Source organism: Ewingella allii (assembly GCF_044430645.1).
Lineage (GTDB): Bacteria > Pseudomonadota > Gammaproteobacteria > Enterobacterales > Enterobacteriaceae > Ewingella > Ewingella allii.
On record NZ_JAWUDN010000001.1, the window covers coordinates 281302 to 299666 of the forward strand.

At 55.3% G+C, this 18365-nt stretch carries 18 protein-coding genes; 14 read left to right on the plus strand and 4 right to left on the minus strand.

Translation table 11 applies throughout. The features are described from left to right. Positions 1–25: 25 nt before the first annotated feature. The gene (kdpA, locus tag SBO83_RS01325) at positions 26–1729 is read right to left on the minus strand and encodes a potassium-transporting ATPase subunit KdpA (RefSeq protein WP_396130214.1); all 1704 of its coding nucleotides are present in this window, start codon (positions 1727–1729) and stop codon (positions 26–28) included. 2 nt (positions 1730–1731) lie between these two features. After that, positions 1732–1821, minus strand: a complete 90-nt coding sequence (locus tag SBO83_RS01330) for a K(+)-transporting ATPase subunit F (RefSeq protein WP_100937756.1) — start codon at positions 1819–1821, stop codon at positions 1732–1734. Positions 1822–2368: 547 nt separating this feature from the next. Between SBO83_RS01330 and SBO83_RS01335 the strand changes: the two genes are divergently transcribed. The 5 genes from SBO83_RS01335 to SBO83_RS01355 all read left to right on the plus strand — a co-directional run bounded on the left by SBO83_RS01335 (position 2369) and on the right by SBO83_RS01355 (position 7127). After that, positions 2369–2575 (plus strand): YbfA family protein, encoded by a 207-nt coding sequence (locus tag SBO83_RS01335; RefSeq protein ID WP_396130215.1) that lies wholly within the window; start codon positions 2369–2371, stop codon positions 2573–2575. Between the two features lie 301 nt (positions 2576–2876). Beyond that, complete coding sequence (locus tag SBO83_RS01340; RefSeq protein ID WP_353501357.1) at positions 2877–3830, plus strand: YbgA family protein; 954 nt, start codon at positions 2877–2879, stop codon at positions 3828–3830. A gap of 12 nt (positions 3831–3842) precedes the next feature. Beyond that, a complete protein-coding gene (phrB, locus tag SBO83_RS01345; RefSeq protein WP_396130216.1) occupies positions 3843–5282 on the plus strand; it encodes a deoxyribodipyrimidine photo-lyase in 1440 nt (479 codons plus the stop codon). Between the two features lie 38 nt (positions 5283–5320). Next, the gene (locus SBO83_RS01350; RefSeq protein WP_396130217.1) at positions 5321–6301 is read left to right on the plus strand and encodes an MBL fold metallo-hydrolase; all 981 of its coding nucleotides are present in this window, start codon (positions 5321–5323) and stop codon (positions 6299–6301) included. A gap of 82 nt (positions 6302–6383) precedes the next feature. After that, positions 6384–7127 carry a type 2 GTP cyclohydrolase I gene (locus tag SBO83_RS01355; protein WP_396130915.1) on the plus strand — a complete coding sequence of 248 codons (744 nt, stop codon included), beginning with the start codon at positions 6384–6386 and terminating at the stop codon, positions 7125–7127. Between the two features lie 16 nt (positions 7128–7143). Here SBO83_RS01355 and SBO83_RS01360 read toward each other — a convergent pair whose 3' ends face one another. Further along, positions 7144–8595 (minus strand): MFS transporter, encoded by a 1452-nt coding sequence (locus SBO83_RS01360; protein ID WP_396130218.1) that lies wholly within the window; start codon positions 8593–8595, stop codon positions 7144–7146. Between the two features lie 246 nt (positions 8596–8841). On the opposite strand from SBO83_RS01360, the gene pxpB reads away from it, so the two are divergent. The 5 genes from pxpB to nei are packed head-to-tail and all read left to right on the plus strand — an operon-like array spanning position 8842 to position 12621. Beyond that, a complete protein-coding gene (gene pxpB, locus SBO83_RS01365) occupies positions 8842–9498 on the plus strand; it encodes a 5-oxoprolinase subunit PxpB (RefSeq protein ID WP_396130219.1) in 657 nt (218 codons plus the stop codon). Further along, the gene (gene pxpC / locus SBO83_RS01370; RefSeq protein WP_353501362.1) at positions 9492–10421 is read left to right on the plus strand and encodes a 5-oxoprolinase subunit PxpC; all 930 of its coding nucleotides are present in this window, start codon (positions 9492–9494) and stop codon (positions 10419–10421) included. Before pxpB ends, pxpC begins: the two co-directional genes overlap by 7 nt. After that, entirely contained in the window at positions 10411–11157 is a 747-nt protein-coding gene (pxpA, locus tag SBO83_RS01375) for a 5-oxoprolinase subunit PxpA (RefSeq protein ID WP_396130220.1), read from the plus strand. Before pxpC ends, pxpA begins: the two co-directional genes overlap by 11 nt. Positions 11158–11176: 19 nt before the next feature. Continuing rightward, entirely contained in the window at positions 11177–11827 is a 651-nt protein-coding gene (pcp, locus tag SBO83_RS01380; protein WP_396130221.1) for a pyroglutamyl-peptidase I, read from the plus strand. Next, the gene (gene nei / locus SBO83_RS01385; protein ID WP_396130222.1) at positions 11827–12621 is read left to right on the plus strand and encodes an endonuclease VIII; all 795 of its coding nucleotides are present in this window, start codon (positions 11827–11829) and stop codon (positions 12619–12621) included. The genes pcp and nei overlap by 1 nt, the downstream gene beginning before the upstream one ends. A 57-nt stretch (positions 12622–12678) precedes the next feature. Here the strand turns inward: nei and SBO83_RS01390 are convergent, their stop codons facing one another. Continuing rightward, entirely contained in the window at positions 12679–13965 is a 1287-nt protein-coding gene (locus SBO83_RS01390) for a citrate synthase (RefSeq protein WP_353501366.1), read from the minus strand. A gap of 914 nt (positions 13966–14879) precedes the next feature. Here SBO83_RS01390 and sdhC point away from each other — a divergent pair. From sdhC to SBO83_RS01410, 4 genes are read left to right on the plus strand one after another with little or no spacing between them, the layout of a single operon-like run. Then, positions 14880–15269 carry a succinate dehydrogenase cytochrome b556 subunit gene (sdhC, locus tag SBO83_RS01395; RefSeq protein ID WP_034788669.1) on the plus strand — a complete coding sequence of 130 codons (390 nt, stop codon included), beginning with the start codon at positions 14880–14882 and terminating at the stop codon, positions 15267–15269. Continuing rightward, entirely contained in the window at positions 15263–15610 is a 348-nt protein-coding gene (gene sdhD / locus SBO83_RS01400; protein ID WP_396130223.1) for a succinate dehydrogenase membrane anchor subunit, read from the plus strand. Before sdhC ends, sdhD begins: the two co-directional genes overlap by 7 nt. A 3-nt stretch (positions 15611–15613) precedes the next feature. Next, positions 15614–17380, plus strand: coding sequence for a succinate dehydrogenase flavoprotein subunit (gene sdhA, locus SBO83_RS01405; protein ID WP_034788466.1), 1767 nt, complete (start codon positions 15614–15616; stop codon positions 17378–17380). Positions 17381–17399: 19 nt separating this feature from the next. Then, positions 17400–18116 (plus strand): succinate dehydrogenase iron-sulfur subunit, encoded by a 717-nt coding sequence (locus SBO83_RS01410; RefSeq protein WP_034788470.1) that lies wholly within the window; start codon positions 17400–17402, stop codon positions 18114–18116. Positions 18117–18365 lie beyond the last annotated feature (249 nt).

The following is an 18365-nucleotide window of genomic DNA, read 5'->3' on the forward strand; positions in this document are numbered from 1 at the left end:
TATCAGTTCAACGGGTTACGCGGCATTAATGGCCGGACCACACCTGCAAATGTTCTGCTACCGGACCGAGGGCCAGGGCCGGAACGAAGGTCAGCGCACCAACCAGCAGAACCGTACCGACCAGCAGGCCGATAAACAGTGGGCCGGAGGTAGGCAGCGTACCGTTGCCCGCTTTCTGACGTTTTTTCGCAACCAGTGAACCAGCGATAGCCAGCACCGGCAGAATCACCCCAAAGCGACCGAAGAACATACATACCGACAACAGCACGTTATAGAACGGGGTGTTGACGCTTAAACCACCGAAGGCGCTACCGTTGTTGTTGGCGGCAGAGGAGACGGCATACAGCACTTCGCTAAAACCGTGGGCGCCCGGGTTGGAGATACCAGCACGGCCTGCGTCAGTCACCAGTGCCAGCGCGGTACCCAGCAACACCAGCGTTGGTGTCACCAGAATCGCCAGCGCGGTCATCTTCATGTCGTAAACATCAATCTTCTTACCAAGGTATTCCGGCGTGCGGCCAATCATCAGGCCAGCGATAAACACCGTCAGCAGCACGAACAGCAGCATGCCGTACAGGCCAGAGCCGACGCCGCCGAACACCACTTCACCAATCTGCATCAGCCACATTGGCACCAGACCACCAAGGGCGGTGAAGGAGTCATGCATGGCGTTCACCGCACCGCAGGAGGCGGCGGTAGTGACGGCAGCAAAGAAGCTAGAAGCTAAGATGCCGAAGCGACTCTCCTTACCTTCCATATTGATGTTGCTGGTCGCACCGAGCTGCGTGAAGTGCGGGTTACCCTGCAATTCGGCGTACATAATGACCACCACCGACACCACGAAAATCACTGACATCGCCCACACCAGCGCGTGGCCCTGACGGTTGTCACCGACCACGCGACCGAACGCAAAGCACAGTGCGCAAGGGATCAGGAAAATCGACAGCATCTGCACCATGTTGGTCATGGCGGTTGGGTTTTCGAACGGGTGCGCGGAGTTAGCGCCGAAGAAGCCGCCGCCGTTAGTCCCGAGCATTTTGATCGCTTCTTGAGAGGCGACTGGGCCCATTGGCAACAGCTGCTGCGCGCCTTCCAGCGTGGTCACGTGCTGATAAACTTCGAAGTTCTGAATCACCCCTTGGCTGACGAAGTAGAGCGCCATCAGCAGAGTGATTGGCAGTAGCAGGTACATCGTGATGCGCCACAGGTCGGCCCAGGCGTTACCGATGGTATGAGCCGAAGGGCGCGCGAAAGCGCGGATCAGCGCAAAGGCCACGGCAATACCGGTGGCGGCAGACAGGAAGTTCTGCACCGTCAAACCAATCATCTGGCTGAAGTAGCTCAGCGTGTTTTCGCCGCTGTACGCCTGCCAGTTGGTGTTACTTACAAAGCTGACTGCTGTGTTGAAAGCCAGATCCCAAGACAAACCGCCGAAGTTCTGCGGGTTCATCGGCAACCAGCCTTGCGCCAACAACATCACCATCAAAACGATGATGCCTAAAATGTTGAACACCATGATGGCGAGGGCGTACTGCCACCAATTCATTTCTGTTTCTGAACTTCCTGCTGTGCGTAATACCCCACGATCAAAACGTTGTAACTTTCCTCTTATAAACCCGCCTACAGGCTGACCTTCAATCAGCTGAGCAATGAAATTCCCCAGTGGTTTTGAGAGCAGCAATAACACCAACATAAAGCTGGCGATCATTAAAAAGCCCGAAGCTGCCATTTTTAAAACTCCTCCGCATTAAGCAGGGCATAAACCAAGTAGCCGAGTAACAACAGAACCAGCAGTGCGCCGCAGATTACGCCAACAGTCACAGTCCACCTCCACAGGTGTTTTTTTATGTTGCAGCGAGAATAGGGAATCGCAGGCAAAGATCCTGAAAAGAAAGCAGTCCTCAGTATAAAAATTATATAAAAATCCCGGCGCCCTTTGAGTTGTCTCGGCGTTGGCTGCCCTCACTCACCCCAGTCACTTACTTATGTAAGCTCCTGGGATTCATTCAGTTGCCGCCTTGATAAAACTCAAATGGCTTGGGATTTGGCCCTGTGCTACAGGGACTCACTACAGCGCCTATGGCTGGGATTTGGGCTTGTGTTAAAGGGGCTCACTACAGTGCCAATGGCTTGGGATTTGGGCTGGGGGAATAAAAATCTGATAGGTGATCGAGTTGTTATAAAAATGAAATGTAAAAAGTGTTTTTATTTAACTTTTCTGTAACTCAATTACATCGATAGGCAAAATTTGGTGTTTTTTTACACTTTAAGTGGTCAGATGAGTAGTAAACTTTCAGCTGTTGCGGTAAAATTTTGTTCAATTTACAGATTCCATTAATTCTTAAACATTTCCGAAAGGAGCAACGCTATGTCTGATTACACGCCGTATACGCTGACCCGTATTCTTGTTCGCCGCGCTCTGGTGCTTGCCGCAGGCGTGCTGGCATTACCGGTGATGCTGTTCCGCCAGGACCGCGCCCGTTTTTATAGTTATTTACACCGCGTCTGGCTGAAAACCAGCGATAAGCCTGTTTGGTTGGCCCATGCTGAACTCGCTTCGCAAGACTTCTTTTAAAATCCGCGTCGCCCTTGACGCCACCGCGGCGTTAGCGGCGCTCGTTCACCCGAATTACTTACTTGAGTAAGCTCATCGGGATTCGCTCACTTGCTGCCTTGCTGTGACGCCAATGGTTTAGCGGATTGCGCGGAACAATTTGTATTTTTTTTCTTAAACCCCGACTGAAAAGCCGGGGTTTTTTATTACCTCAATCTAAAGTTGTACAACATTATTTTGTTGTATAACTTATACTGATTCATAACGAGGGCAGATAGCTCTTTTCCTACGTGCCATGGCGAACATCATCAGGGAGTTGCTAATGAGTGAACACATTCCGATCGGCATCAGTGCCTGCCTGCTGGGGGAGAACGTGCGTTTTGACGGCGGCCACAAGCGGCTGGCTTTCGCCGTTGAGCAACTTGCGCCCTATGTACGCTTCGAAGCAATTTGCCCCGAGATGGCAATTGGCCTGCCGACGCCGCGCCCAGCCTTGCGTTTGGTTCGTCAGGATGACGGCGTGGCGATGCGTTTCAGTAATGATGAATCCATTGATGTGACAGAGAAAATGCAGAGTTATGCCGAGGAGCGCATTGAGCCTTTGGGGCATCTGTGTGGCTATATTCTCTGCGCCAAGTCGCCGAGCTGTGGCATGGAAAGAGTGCGGGTCTACAGCGCCAACGGCAAAGACGGCAAGAAATGCGGCGTGGGCATTTATGCCGCCGCGTTGATGAAACGCTACCCGTGGCTGCCAGTGGAAGAGGATGGGCGGCTCAATGACCCGGTACTGCGTGAGAACTTTGTCGAGCGCGTGTTTGCCTTATATGAGCTTAACCAGCTGCGGGCCAGCGGCCTGTCGCGCGGCAAGCTGATGGCTTTTCACAGCCGTTACAAACTTTCGCTTTTGGCACACTCCCAGCCACAATATCGCGAGTTAGGCCGATTCGTCGCGGGCATGGCCGAGTGGACTTCGCTGGAAGAGTACTTCGTCGAATATCGCCAGCGGCTGATGAATCTGTTGCAGCACAAGGCCACGCGCCGCAATCACACCAACGTATTGATGCACGTTCAGGGCTATTTCCGCCGCCAGCTTAATGCTCACCAGCGCCAAGAACTGACCCAGCTTATCGACCGCTATCGTCAGGGCGTTCAGCCTCTGTTGGCACCCATCACCTTGCTTAAACACTATATGGCTGAGTATCCGGACGCTTATCTGGCGGATCAGCGGTATTTTGAGCCGTATCCAGAGGCTCTGCGGTTACGCTACGGCCATTAATGAAGGATCTTTATGACTACCCATCTCGTCTGGTTCCGCAACGACCTGCGTATCACCGATAACCGCGCGCTGCACGCCGCCTGCGAGGACCCGCAGGCTAAGGTGCTCGCGCTATTTATCGCCACGCCGAAACAGTGGCAACAGCACGTCATGGCGCCGCGTCAGGCGGCCTTTATTTATCAGCACGTTCAGGCTTTGCAGGCTTCCTTGGCCGAGCGCGGCATTCCACTGTACTACCAGCAGTGCGATGACTTCGCCGCCAGCAATGTCTGGCTGAAGGATTTCTGCGCCGAGCAAAACGTGGATGCGTTGTTCTACAACCGCCAGTATGAAATCAACGAGTTAGAGCGCGACGCCGCCCTCGAAAAAAGCCTCTCCGGCGAGGTCATTTGTCGCAGTTTTGATGACAGCCTGCTGTTACCCCCCGGCTCGGTAACTACCGGCGAAGGCAGCATGTACAAGGTCTACACGCCATTTCGTCGCGCCTTTCTTGAACGCCTGACCGAGTCCGACAGCCGCTCGCTGCCTGCGCCGCAGGCCCGCGACATCGACGGCGAAGTCAAACTGCACGCGCTGACTCCCTTCGACCATCCGCAGCAGGAGATTGGCGATGACTTCCCGGTCGGCGAAGAGGCGGCGCGTGACCGTTTACGCCGTTTTTGCCGCGAGCAGGTGCAGGATTATCTCGAGCAGCGCGACCTGCCCGCCGTCGACGGCACCAGCTCGCTTTCCCCTTATTTAGCCATCGGCGTGCTGTCGCCACGCCAGTGCTTTAACCGCCTGCGCACCGAATGCCCGGACGTGCTCGAGCGCCGCGACGGCGGGGCCTTTGGCTGGCTGAACGAGCTGGTGTGGCGCGAGTTTTACCGTCATTTGTTGGTGGCCTGGCCGATGCTGTGTAAACACCGGCCTTTCATCGACTGGACCGATAATGTCCGCTGGCGGCACGCGCCGGAAGATCTTCAGGCGTGGAAAGAGGGTAAAACTGGCTATCCGATTGTCGACGCGGCCATGCGCCAGTTGAACGCCACCGGCTGGATGCACAACCGCCTGCGGATGATTGTCGCCAGCTTCTTGGTCAAAGACCTGCTGATCGACTGGCGCGAGGGCGAACGCTATTTTATGTCGCAACTGCTGGATGGTGATTTGGCGGCCAACAATGGCGGCTGGCAGTGGGGCGCGTCCACCGGCACCGACGCCGCGCCTTACTTCCGCATTTTCAACCCTACCACTCAGGGGGAGCGTTTTGACAAAGCCGGGCGATTTATCAAAGCTTGGGTGCCGGAGTTGACCGATGTCCCAGAAAAAGGAATTCACCAGCCACATCAATGGGCTGAGAAAACCCAGCGCGTGCTAGACTATCCTCAGCCGGTTATCGATCACTCCACCGCCCGGAAAGACACACTGGCGGCGTTCGAGGCGGCGAAACGAGGGAATCAGCCACAGGGCTGAGAACCAACAGAAATCTTCACCACACACGGAGCGATGTGATGAGAAACAAAATGTTGGCGCTGATCCTGGCGTGTTCCGCGAGTCAGGCATTCGCAGGTTTTGACGTGGTGGCGCTTGGCGTTCACGGCGGCGTTGAGGAGGGCAATTTGACCTCCTATTTGATTCGCAGCGATGACCAAAAACTCTATCTCGGGTTGGATGCCGGTTCGGTTCTGCCGGGGATCAGTAAGGCGCTGGAAAAGGGCGCCTTTCCTCAGGTAACGCCAGAAAATGCCGCGCCTTACACCCCACAGGGCGCGGTTTTCCGCAATCTGATTGGCGGCTACTTCATCAGCCACGGCCATCTCGACCACCTTGCCGGGCTTATCATCAGCTCTCCCGAAGACAGTAAAAAACCGATTTACGGCACCGCCGATACCATCGGCACCCTGCGCCAGCACTACTTCAACGGCAAAGTGTGGCCGAACTTCACGGATGCCGGCAGCGGCCTGCGCATCGGCACCTATCGCCTGAATGCGCCGCGCCCGGCCCAGCGTTTTTCCGTCGGGCTTACCGGGCTTGATGGCGTGATTTACCCCCTCAGCCACGGCGGTACGCCGTCGAGCATGATCCTGCTCAGCCGCAATAAAGAGTCTTTTGCCTACTTTGGCGATACCGGCCCGGACGCGGTGGAGAAGTCGAACAATCTGGCGGCGGTGTGGCAGGTGCTGGGTGCTGAGGTGAAAGCCAAGCGGCTCAAGGGCATCATCATCGAAACCTCTTATCCCGACGACGTGGCCGACGGCAAGCTGTTTGGTCATCTGACCCCTGAATGGCTGCTCAAAGAGCTGAAAGTCTTGGAAACCGCCAGCGGCGGCAAAGGCTCTCTCGACGGCCTGAGTGTGATCATCAGCCACATCAAGCCCAGCCTGAAAGCCGGTGAAAATCCAGAAACCTCTATCATGCAGCAGCTGGAGAAAGGCAATGACCTTGGCGTGAAGTTTGTCAGGATGCAGCAGGGCGACCACTTAACCTTATAGCCAGCCGTGTTGAAGGTTGGGTGTTAGCGGCTTGTCAGTTATCATCACCCTAAATATTCAGACCCAATGAGAGACCGATATGATCACCAACCTTCAGCTTGAATCCTTGATTAATCAGAAACTTGATATCAGTAGCTTCCATGACTATGCGCCGAACGGCTTACAGGTGGAAGGGCGCAAGGAGATCAACCGCGTCGTGACCGGCGTGACGGCTTCTCAGGCTTTACTGGACGCGGCGGTGGAGCACAAGGCCGACGCTATCCTGGTTCACCACGGCTATTTCTGGAAAAACGAGCCAGCCGTGGTGCGCGGCATGAAGCGCAACCGGTTGAAAACTCTGCTACTTAACGACATTAACCTCTACGGCTACCACTTGCCCCTTGACGCCCACCCGGAGTTAGGCAACAACGCGCAGCTGGCCAAGATGTTCAGCATTGAGGTGCTGGGTGAAGTGATGCCGCTGGTGCCTTTCGGCGAGCTGAAAACGCCACTCAGCGGCGAAGCTTTGCGCCAGCGCATTGAAGTGCTGCTGGACCGTAAGGTGCTGCACAGCGGCCAGGGCGGCCCGGCTGAGATTCGTCGCGTGGCCTGGTGCTCCGGCGGCGGTCAGGGCTTTATCCAGCAGGCGGCGGAGTTTGGTGTTGATGCCTTTATCAGCGGCGAAGTCTCCGAGCAGACCATCCACATTGCCCGCGAGATGGGCCTGCACTTCTACGCCGCAGGCCACCACGCCACCGAGCGCTATGGCGTGAAAGCGCTGGGGGAGTGGCTGGAGAAAGAACACAAATTAGAAGTCACGTTTATAGATATCGATAACCCAGCTTAAAGGCTATTTTTAGCCATTAAAGCACGCGCCGCTCTTTATCTTCGGGCGGCTCCTCAGGCGCGCTATCTTCCAGCAGGGTGAAGGCGCGCTGTAAGCCGGTATCGGCGTCGGGGTCTGCCCCCTGTGGCGCGAAGGCGCTCGGCTCCTCCTCTTCTTCCTTCTCTATATCATCATTGGCGGCCGCGTCTTCATTGGCCATTTCCGGTGCGGGCATGGTCTCCTGAATCAGCTGCTCATCAAAGGCTGGGTTCAAGGCTGGCGACAGCGGAGAACTGCTCAAGCTATCCGGCATGGCGATATGCGGCAGTGGTGCATCCACCGCCATCACCGTCTCTTCCTCTTTAGCCGAAGTTCGGCTCAGGGCCACAATCCCGCCGCCGCACAGGGCAAAGAAGGCATACAGAATGTTGCCGCCCAGAGGTTCAATCAGCGCACCCACCGCCAGCGGGCCGATACAGGCACCTACGCCAAAGGCCATCAACAGACAGGCGGAAAGGGAAACGCGCCGCTCCGGCTCAATCATGTCATTCGCTAACGCCACCACCAGTGGGTAGAGGGTGAACTGCATCAGGCTGACCACAAAGCCGACGACGAGCAGCACCGGGAAAGAGATATGGGTGAAGATCGCCAGCGGCAGCGCGGTGACCGCCAGCAGCACGGCGTTAATGCGCATCAACATGTTGCGGTTGTAGTGGTCCGACAGCCAGCTCAGCGGGAACTGCGCCAGCAGCCCGGCGAAAATCGCCAGCGCCATAAACAGGCCGGTTTGCTGAGTGGTTAGCTCTTGCTGGCTGGTGTAAATGGGCGCCAAACCGTAGAACGACCCGACCACCATGCCAATCAGCAGGGTGGTAGCGAGCACCTTAGGAATAGCGCCAATAAAGAACTTCAGCTCCATCGGCGCGGGGGACATATGGCTGACATTGGTGCGGGTGGTTAGAGCAATCGGCACCAGACAAAGGGCGAAGCAGAGCGCGATGATAATCAGCGTGCTGACCCCCAGCCCGTCGTTAATCATCAATACCACCTGCCCCAGCGCCATGCCGAGATAAGAGGCGACCATATAGAAGCCAAACACCACGCCGCGCTGGGCGGCTTCCGCCTGATCGTTCAGCCAGCTTTCCAGTACCATGTATTGGCACATCATGCACAGGCCGATGATTAAACGTAGCACCACCCAAATCGGGATCATCTCAGTCAGGCCGTGGCCTAGCACGGCGGCGGTGATGATCCCCGAGCAGGAGACATAGGCGCGAATATGGCCGACGCGGGCGATAAGGATATGGCCGATTTTGCCGCCAATCACCAGCCCGATGTAGTTGGCGGCGATGATGGCACCAATCATTGCGCCACTGACGTGGATAGCCGACAGCCGCAGAGAGATGTAAGTGGTGAGCAGGCCCGAGCCGAGCAGCATCAGCAGGGTGGTGGTGTATAGCGGAAAGAATAATGCCAGCGGCTTTTTCAAATCATCTCCCTTGGTGTTTCTAAAAAGGCTTTATCCGAAAGCACAAAAATAAAGCAATAGATTGAGAGTAGCAGTAGAACACGGGAGGCGAAACCTGAAAGGGGTCCGAAACTGGCGGTTGTTGAGTTGACATCCTCCGTCCGTTTCACGCATAACTGTTTCCAGTCTAACGATTTTCTTTCTGCAGTTTATTTAACAGCTGCTTTTGCGGCTGCATCAACAACGGCTTTTTTGAGGAGTGTTTGAGTGCAACGAGCACGGTGTTACCTGTTGGGCGAACGCGCGGTGGTTCTGGAGCTTGAACCGCCAGTTTCATTAGTCAGCCAGCAACGCATTTGGGGACTTGCCCAGCGTTTGCAGGACTATCCCGGCGTGCGGGAAGTGATCCCCGGCATGAATAATCTCACAGTATTACTGACCGACCCGGAAAGCTTTGTGCTGGACGCCATTGAGCGTTTACAGCAGTGGTGGGAAGAGAGTGAGTCGGTGGAGCTTGAGTCGCGAGTGGTTGAAATCCCAGTGATTTACGGCGGCAAGCACGGTCCCGATTTGGAATTTGTTGCCCAGCACACTGGCATGAAACCGCGCAAAGTGGTGGAGTGCCATGCCAGTGCCGAGTACATCGTCTACTTCCTCGGCTTCCAGCCCGGTTTTCCTTATCTCGGCGGCATGCCGGAGAAGCTCAATACCCCGCGCCACGCGGAGCCTCGGCTGGCGGTACCTGCCGGCTCTGTGGGCATTGGCGGCAGCCAAACCGGCATTTACCCACTGATCACCCCCGGCGGCTGGCAAATTATTGGCCATACGCCGCTGGCGATGTTTGACGCGCGCCAGTCCCCGCCAAGCTTGTTGCGTCCTGGAGATAAAGTGCGCTTTGTGCCGCAAAAGGAGGGGGTATGTTAAGCATTATTCGCGCAGGTATTTTTACCACGGTGCAGGATTTAGGCCGCAGCGGCTACCGCCAACTGGGCGTCAGCCAGACCGGCGCGCTGGACGCTCCCGCGCTGCGCATCGCCAACCTGCTGGTGGGCAATGACCAAAACGCCGCCGGGCTGGAAATCACCCTCGGGCAGTTCAGCGCCGAATTTAAACGCGCGGGCTGGATAGCCCTGACCGGCGCGGGCTGCCACGCCGAGCTGGACGGCAAAGTGCTGTGGACCGGCTGGCGTTATCCGGTAAAAGCCGGGCAGGTCATCACCCTCAAAACCCCCGCGCGCGGCATGCGCAGCTATCTGGCGGTATCGGGCGGAATCGACGTGCCGGAAGTGCTCGGCTCGCGCAGCACCGATCTTAAAACGGCCTTTGGTGGCTTAGAGGGCCGCCCGCTGCGCGACGGCGATAAGCTACCGATCGGCAAGAAAGGCCAGACCCCGCAGCAGTCGACCGGCATCAAACAGCTGCTGTTCGGTAATCGCATTCGCGCCCTGCCGGGGCCGGAATATCTGGAATTTAGTGAAGAGGCGCGCGAGGCGTTTTGGCGCACCTCTTGGCAGCTTAGCCCGCAGAGCAATCGCATGGGGTATCGCCTGCACGGCCATAGTCTGAAACGGGAAAGCAATCGCGAAATGTTGTCCCACGGCCTGATCCCAGGCGTGGTGCAGGTGCCGCACGGCGGCCAGCCCATCGTGCTGATGGCTGACGCGCAGACCACCGGCGGCTATCCGCGCATCGCCTGCGTGATTGAAGCTGACCTCTATAACTTGGCGCAAATCCGCCTCGGCGAGCCGGTGCATTTCGTCAAATGCTCGCTGGAAGAGGCGCAACTGGCGTCGAAAGAGCAGGAACGCTTTATCGAACAGATAAAATGGGGGCTGCATGGCCGCTGATCTCAGGGTGGATTTAAACGCCGATCTCGGCGAAGGCTGCGACAACGATCAGGCCCTGCTGCAGCTGGTGAGTTCGGCCAATATTGCCTGCGGCTTCCACGCCGGTGACGCCCAAACCATGCTGCAATCGGTGCGCTGGGCGCTGCAATACGGCGTGGCGATTGGCGCGCACCCGAGCTTCCCTGATCGCGAAAACTTTGGCCGCATGGCGATGCAGCTGCCGCCGGAAACGGTCTATGCGCAGGTGGTGTATCAGCTTGGGGCGCTGGCGGCGATTGCCCGCGCTGAGGGCGGCAAGATGGTGCACGTCAAGCCGCACGGCATGCTCTACAACCAAGCGGCGACGGATCCGGCCTTGGCCGACGCCATTGCCCGCGCGGTGCACAGTGTAGATCCTGCTTTGAAGCTGGTGGGGCTGGCTGGTAGCGAGCTGATTCGCGCCGGAGCGCGTTTGGGGCTGGCGACGTCGCAAGAGGTGTTTGCCGATCGCCGCTACCAAAGCAGTGGCAATCTGGTGCCGCGCAGCCAGCCAGATGCGCTGATTGAAAGTGACGAGCTGGCGCTGCAACAGACCCTGATGATGGTTCAACAGCAAAAAGTGGTCAGCCGCGAGGGTGTCGCAGTACCAGTGCGGGCCGATACTGTCTGCCTGCACGGCGACGGCGAGCACGCTCTGGCCTTCGCCCGCCGTCTGCGCGAGGCGTTTCGTCAGCAGAATATTCAGGTTTCAGCCTGAATCAATAAAAGGATCTCTTATGCGTAAAGTTCTGGTAACCGGTTTTGAGCCCTTTGACGGGGAACGTCTAAATCCATCTTGGGAAGTGGTGAAGAAACTAGAAGATCTGGAGTTATCGGGCGCGCGCATTTTGATTCGCCAGCTGCCTTGCGTGTTCGGCAAAGCCATTGACGCGCTGAATGCCGCGATTGATGAAGTGGACCCGGCGATGGTGATCGCCGTGGGGCAGGCGGGCGGGCGGACTGACTTTAGCGTCGAACGGGTAGCGATTAACGTCGATGACGCGCGAATTCCCGACAATGACGGCAATCAGCCGGTTGACCAGGCCATCGTCGCCGATGGCCCAGCGGCTTACTTCTCACTGTTGCCGATCAAGGCGATTGTCAGCGGTTTGCGCGAGGCGGGCATTCCGGCCTCGGTGTCGCAAACGGCGGGGACTTACGTCTGCAACCACATCATGTATGGCCTACTGCATCGCCTGGCGCAGCCGGGTTGCAAGGTGGTGAAGGGCGGGTTTATTCATATCCCCTATTTACCTGAACAAGCGGCAAAGCACCCCGGCCAGCCGAGTATGTCGGTGAAAACCGTGCTTGAGGCGCTCGAGCTGACCATCGCCATTGCTCTGCATACTGAGGAAGATTTGAGGGTGGCGGGAGGCGCGACGCACTGATGCCTGAAGGTCCTGAAATTCGCCGCGCCGCTGACCAGTTAGTGCGCGCGGTGGTCAACAAACCGCTGACCGACGTCTGGTTTGCCTTTCCCGAATTGCAACCCTACCAGTCGGCGCTGATTGGCACGCACATTACGGCGATTGAAACGCGCGGTAAGGCGCTGCTGACGCACTTCTCCAACGGATTGACCCTCTACAGCCATAATCAACTGTACGGCGTCTGGCGAGTGGTTGAGGCGGGTCAGGCGCCGAAGGAGAGCAAGCGTTCACTGCGGGTGAAGCTGCAAAGCACCGACGGCACTATTTTGCTCTACAGCGCGTCTGAGATTGAGATGTGGTCGAGCGATGAGATAGAAAATCACCCGTTTTTGCAGCGCATTGGCCCTGACGTGCTCGACGAAACGCTGACGGTGGAGCAGGTGCGCGAGCGGCTACTCTCAGCCAAATTCCGCAACCGCCAGCTGGGCGGCATGCTACTGGATCAGGCCTTCTTAGCCGGGCTGGGCAATTATCTCCGCGCGGAAATTCTCTGGCAGGCCAAGCTGGCTCCCGAGCATAAGCCTAAAGATCTGAATGATCAGCAGCTAGACGATCTGGCCGAGGCCTGTCTGTCCATTGCGCGTTTATCCTACGCCACGCGCGGGCAGGTGCAGGAGAACAAACATCACGGCGCGCTGTTCAGCTTTCGGGTATTTGGTCGGGCAGGCAAGACGTGTAAGCGCTGCGGCGAAACCATTGTCAAAACCTCGGTGTCTACCCGGCCATTTTTCTTCTGTCCCGGCTGTCAGCACTAGGTTTTGAGCAATAAAAAAGGCACTCATTGAGTGCCTTTTTCTCGTCTGGTGACAGACTTATTTCTTTTTCACCTGAGAGCTGAAATCCCGTTTGTCATAGCCGGTGTAAAGCTGACGTGGACGGGCGATTTTGATGCCGTCCTGGTGCATTTCGTTCCAGTGTGCAATCCAACCCACGGTACGCGCCATCGCGAAGATAACGGTAAACATGGAAGATGGAATACCCATGGCTTTCAAGATGATGCCTGAGTAGAAGTCTACGTTAGGGTAGAGTTTCTTCTCGATGAAGTACGGGTCGTTGAGCGCGATGTGCTCAAGTTCCATCGCCACTTCCAGCAGGTTGTCTTTCAGATCCAGCTCTTTCAGCACTTCGTGGCAAGTGTCACGCATTACGGTGGCACGAGGGTCATAGTTTTTGTAAACACGGTGACCGAAGCCCATCAGACGGAACGAATCGTTTTTGTCTTTCGCACGTTTGATGAATTCTGGGATGTGATCGACGCTGCTGATCTCTTCGAGCATTTTCAGTGCAGCTTCGTTGGCGCCGCCGTGAGCCGGTCCCCACAGAGAAGCGATACCCGCCGCGATACAGGCAAATGGGTTAGCGCCAGAAGAACCTGCGGTACGCACGGTAGAGGTCGATGCGTTCTGTTCGTGGTCAGCGTGCAGGATCAGAATACGGTCCATGGCGCGCTCCAGCACTGGGTTCACCACATACTCTTCGCAAGGGGTTGCGAACATCATGTGCAGGAAGTTGCCAGCGTAGGAGAGGTCATTGCGCGGATAAACGAACGGTTGGCCAATGGAATACTTGTAACACATGGCGGCAACGGTCGGCATTTTGGACAGCAGACGGTAAGCAGCGATTTCGCGGTGACGCTCGTTTTCCACGTCGATAGAGTCGTGGTAGAACGCCGCCAGAGCACCGGTCACGCCGCACAGCACGGCCATTGGGTGCGAGTCACGGCGGAAGCCGTGGAACAGGCGAGTGATCTGCTCGTGAACCATGGTGTGGCGTTCAACGATTTTTTTGAAATCTTCGTATTGAGCCTGAGTTGGCGCTTCGCCGTACAGCAGCAAATAGCTCACTTCCAGGAAGGTTGACTCTTTCGCCAACTGATCAATCGGGAAACCGCGGTGTAATAGAACGCCTTCGTCACCGTCGATGTAAGTAATTTTGGATTCGCAAGATGCGGTAGAGGTAAAGCCGGGGTCAAAGGTGAACAAGCCTTTGGAGCCGAGGGTACGAATGTCAATTTCGTCCTGACCCAAGGTGCCGGATAGCACGTCGAGTTCAATTGGGTCTTGACCTTGTAGGGTAAGTGTCGCTTTCTTATCAGCCATTTACAGTCTCCTTAGCGCCTTTATTTTAAAAATCGTCAACAACTGAACAGCCTAAAATATCACCTCAATCCCCGTCATTATTATTTCGGCGGACTCTGCGATCGATTTTAGAAAGGGAACGTAGAGCCAATCGGCTGTGACCTTGGATCACGATTTGACGGACAGGCGACACTTCATCGTTGTTAAAGATTCGATAGATCTTACAATTCTGTTACTCAGCTTTCGGTGGATCAGTACTTACGACAAGGTTATGGATATAACACAATCCCCACTTTTGCATAACTTGGCGTAACAGGGAAGGGTGGATGTGTCTGTCGTAGTCATCACGGATGTGAGCGAATGGCTAATATGTAATGGAAATGTTGATCCAATGTCAAACTACATAATTTATTTTGTTTGGATTGTGAAAAATGGGAGCCTAATCACTGTTTCGCAGAAATGTGACCAAAGCGTTTGTAGGGGAATTGTAATAGGAATGTGATCAACCTATACTTTGCGCCAGGTCTCCGGGTAACCCGAAGTAGGAGCACCCAGCACATCTTCTTTGTCTTTCAAATTTCTGCCTTGGTGGCTGATTTTTCGCCGTTTAGCAGTGATTTAAAAGCCTTTGAAACATGAAATTCAGTCTACGCGTCTTGATTACAATGGATGTCGTTGTTTGAGCGTACGACCTGAAGAGCATAGCGCTCATTCATGCTCGAAGTGAGTGAAGTTGCAGGAAGGCGGCAATTGAGTGAACACGATGAGCTTACGTTGGTAAGTGATTCGGGTGAACGAGTGCAGCCAACGCATCTGCGGCATCACTCAAGAAGAGGATGAGTTGTCTGAACACCGCCAAGGCCGGAGGAAGGAAAATAATAAGACCTTCGTCATCAACGCGATTGCCGCGATCACGAAAAGGTTCTATGAGGTGTGTGGGCAAAACCGTGAAAAAACAAAGACCTGTCAATCTGGATCTGCAAACGATCCGGTTTCCCGTAACTGCAATAGCGTCCATCTTACACCGTGTCTCCGGCGTCATTACCTTCGTCGCTGTCGGTATCCTCCTCTGGCTGCTCGGCATGTCACTCTCTTCGCCTGAAGGGTTTGCACACGCAGCTGAAATCATGAATGGCTTCATTGTGAAATTCATCTTCTGGGGAATACTCACCGCACTGGCCTATCACGTCTGCGGTGGCATTCGTCACTTGCTGATGGATTTCGGCTATATCGAAGAGAGTTTAGCTGTCGGTACCCGTTCAGCCCAAGTGGTGATCGGCCTCACCGTCGTGCTGTCAATTCTGGCTGGAGTCTTCGTATGGTAAACAATGTTTCGGCATTAGGACGCAATGGTGTCCACGACTGGCTGCTGCTGCGCGCATCGGCGATCGTTATCACGCTGTATATCCTTTATATTCTGGGCTTCGTTGTGATGGCTCAGGACATTACTTTTGATGTCTGGCAAGGCTTTTTTGCTTCCTCCATTACCAAAGTATTTACCCTGCTGACGCTGCTTTCGATTCTGATCCACGCGTGGATTGGCATGTGGCAGGTGTTAACGGACTACGTCAAGCCTCTGGCTGTGCGACTGGTGCTGCAACTGGCTATCGTCGTGGCGTTAGTGGTTTATCTACTTTATGGAACAATTGTTGTTTGGGGAGCGTAGTCAATGAGTCTGCCAGTCAGAGAGTTTGATGCTGTCGTTATCGGTGCAGGTGGCGCTGGTATGCGTGCCGCATTACAGATTTCACAAACGGGCCAAACTTGCGCCCTAATTTCTAAAGTATTCCCAACCCGCTCCCATACGGTGTCAGCGCAGGGCGGTATCACCGTAGCCCTCGGTAACACCCATGAGGATGACTGGGAATGGCATATGTACGATACCGTGAAAGGCTCCGACTATATCGGTGACCAGGACGCGATTGAATATATGTGTAAAACCGGCCCGGAAGCGATTCTTGAGCTGGAACATATGGGTCTGCCTTTCTCCCGTCTTGACGACGGCCGAATTTATCAGCGTCCGTTTGGTGGCCAGTCGAAGAACTTCGGCGGCGAGCAGGCGGCACGTACTGCGGCAGCGGCTGACCGTACAGGTCACGCCCTGTTGCACACCCTTTATCAGCAGAACCTGAAAAACGGCACCACTATCTTCTCCGAATGGTATTCACTGGATTTAGTGAAAAACCAAGACGGCGCGGTAGTCGGTTGTACTGCCATCTGTATTGAAACCGGCGAAGTTGTTTACTTCAAAGCAAAAGCCACCGTGCTGGCGACCGGCGGTGCAGGCCGTATTTATCAATCCACCACTAACGCACATATCAACACCGGCGACGGCGTAGGTATGGCACTGCGTGCAGGCGTTCCAGTGCAGGATATGGAAATGTGGCAGTTCCACCCGACGGGTATCGCGGGCGCGGGCGTGCTGGTAACAGAGGGCTGCCGTGGTGAAGGTGGTTACCTGCTGAACAAAGACGGCGAGCGCTTCATGGAGCGTTACGCACCTAATGCTAAAGACCTGGCGGGTCGTGACGTGGTGGCGCGTTCCATCATGATCGAAATCCGCGAAGGCCGTGGCTGTGACGGTCCTTGGGGCCCACATGCCAAGCTGAAACTCGACCACTTGGGTAAAGACGTTCTGGAATCTCGCCTGCCGGGCATCCTTGAGCTGTCTCGTACCTTTGCTCACGTTGACCCAGTCAAAGAGCCAATCCCGGTTATCCCAACCTGTCACTACATGATGGGCGGTATTCCGACCAAGGTGACCGGTCAGGCGCTGCGCGTGAATGAGAAAGGCGAAGACGTGGTGATCCCAGGTCTGTTCGCGGTAGGCGAAATTGCCTGCGTATCCGTTCACGGTGCAAACCGTCTGGGGGGTAACTCACTGCTCGACCTGGTGGTCTTCGGGCGCGCGGCGGGTCTGCATCTGCAAGAATCCATCAACGAGCAAGGCGACAGCCGCGATGCATCGCAAGATGATATCGACCACGCCCTTGAGCGTCTGAACCGTTGGAACAACACCCGTTCAGGTGAAGATCCGGTGGCGATTCGTAAAGACCTGCAATCCTGTATGCAGCACAACTTCTCGGTATTCCGCGAAGGCGATGCGATGGCGAAAGGTCTGCAAGAGCTGAAAGAGATCCGTGAGCGTCTGAAAAATGCCCGTCTGGATGACACTTCAACAGAATTCAACACCCAGCGCGTTGAATGTCTGGAGCTGGATAACCTGATGGAAACCGCATTCTCCACCGCCGTTTCTGCAAACTACCGTACTGAAAGCCGTGGCGCACACAGCCGCTTCGACTTCCCAGATCGTGATGATGCTAACTGGCTCTGCCACACGCTTTATCAACCGGAAACTGAGAGCATGACTCGCCGTGAGGTGAACATGCAGCCTAAGCTTCGCGCGGCGTTCCCGCCGAAAGCGCGTACTTACTAGGGCGTTGCGGAGACAGATTATGAAACTCGAATTTTCGATTTATCGCTATAACCCAGATGTTGACGACGCACCGTACATGAAAGATTACGTACTGGAAGCGGAAGAAGGGCGCGACATGATGGTGCTGGACGCGTTAATCCAGCTGAAAGAGCAGGACCCAACCCTCTCTTTCCGTCGCTCCTGCCGTGAGGGCGTGTGTGGCTCAGACGGTATCAACATGAACGGTAAAAACGGTCTGGCTTGTATCACGCCAGTTTCGGCTTTACAGAAAGGCAGTAAGAAGATTGTTATCCGTCCTCTGCCGGGTCTGCCTGTTGTGCGTGACTTGGTTGTGGATATGGGGCAATTCTACAAGCAGTATGAGAAAATCAAACCTTACCTGTTGAATGATGGGAAGAATCCTCCGGCGCGCGAGCACTTGCAGATGCCGGAAGAACGCGAAAAGCTGGACGGATTGTACGAATGTATTCTCTGCGCCTGCTGCTCGACTTCTTGCCCGTCGTTCTGGTGGAACCCGGACAAATTCGTTGGTCCGGCCGGTTTGCTGGCGGCTTATCGCTTCCTGATCGACAGCCGTGACACAGAAACGCAATCTCGTCTGGATAATCTGGACGACGCTTTCAGTGTATTCCGGTGCCACAGCATCATGAACTGTGTCAGCGTGTGTCCTAAAGGCCTTAACCCTACCAAGGCTATCGGTCACATCAAATCGATGCTGCTTCAGCGCGGTGCCTGAGTCAGTAAGATGATGTTCAATAGCGGGAACTCAGGTTCCCGCTAACATTAAGTGAGTTATTGGTAACATATTCGCAACAAGGTGCAACAAAGTTGCCCCCGATTGGAGTAGTATAAGAACAGGAGAAAATAATAAGGTCGGATAACGCAGGGTAGCGCCAAAAGCCAACATGCAACACGAGGCAGCAAGTTGATTTTTGGAGGTTCCTTGACAGAGCCGCAGGCTCCAGACCAATGAACTGAATATGTA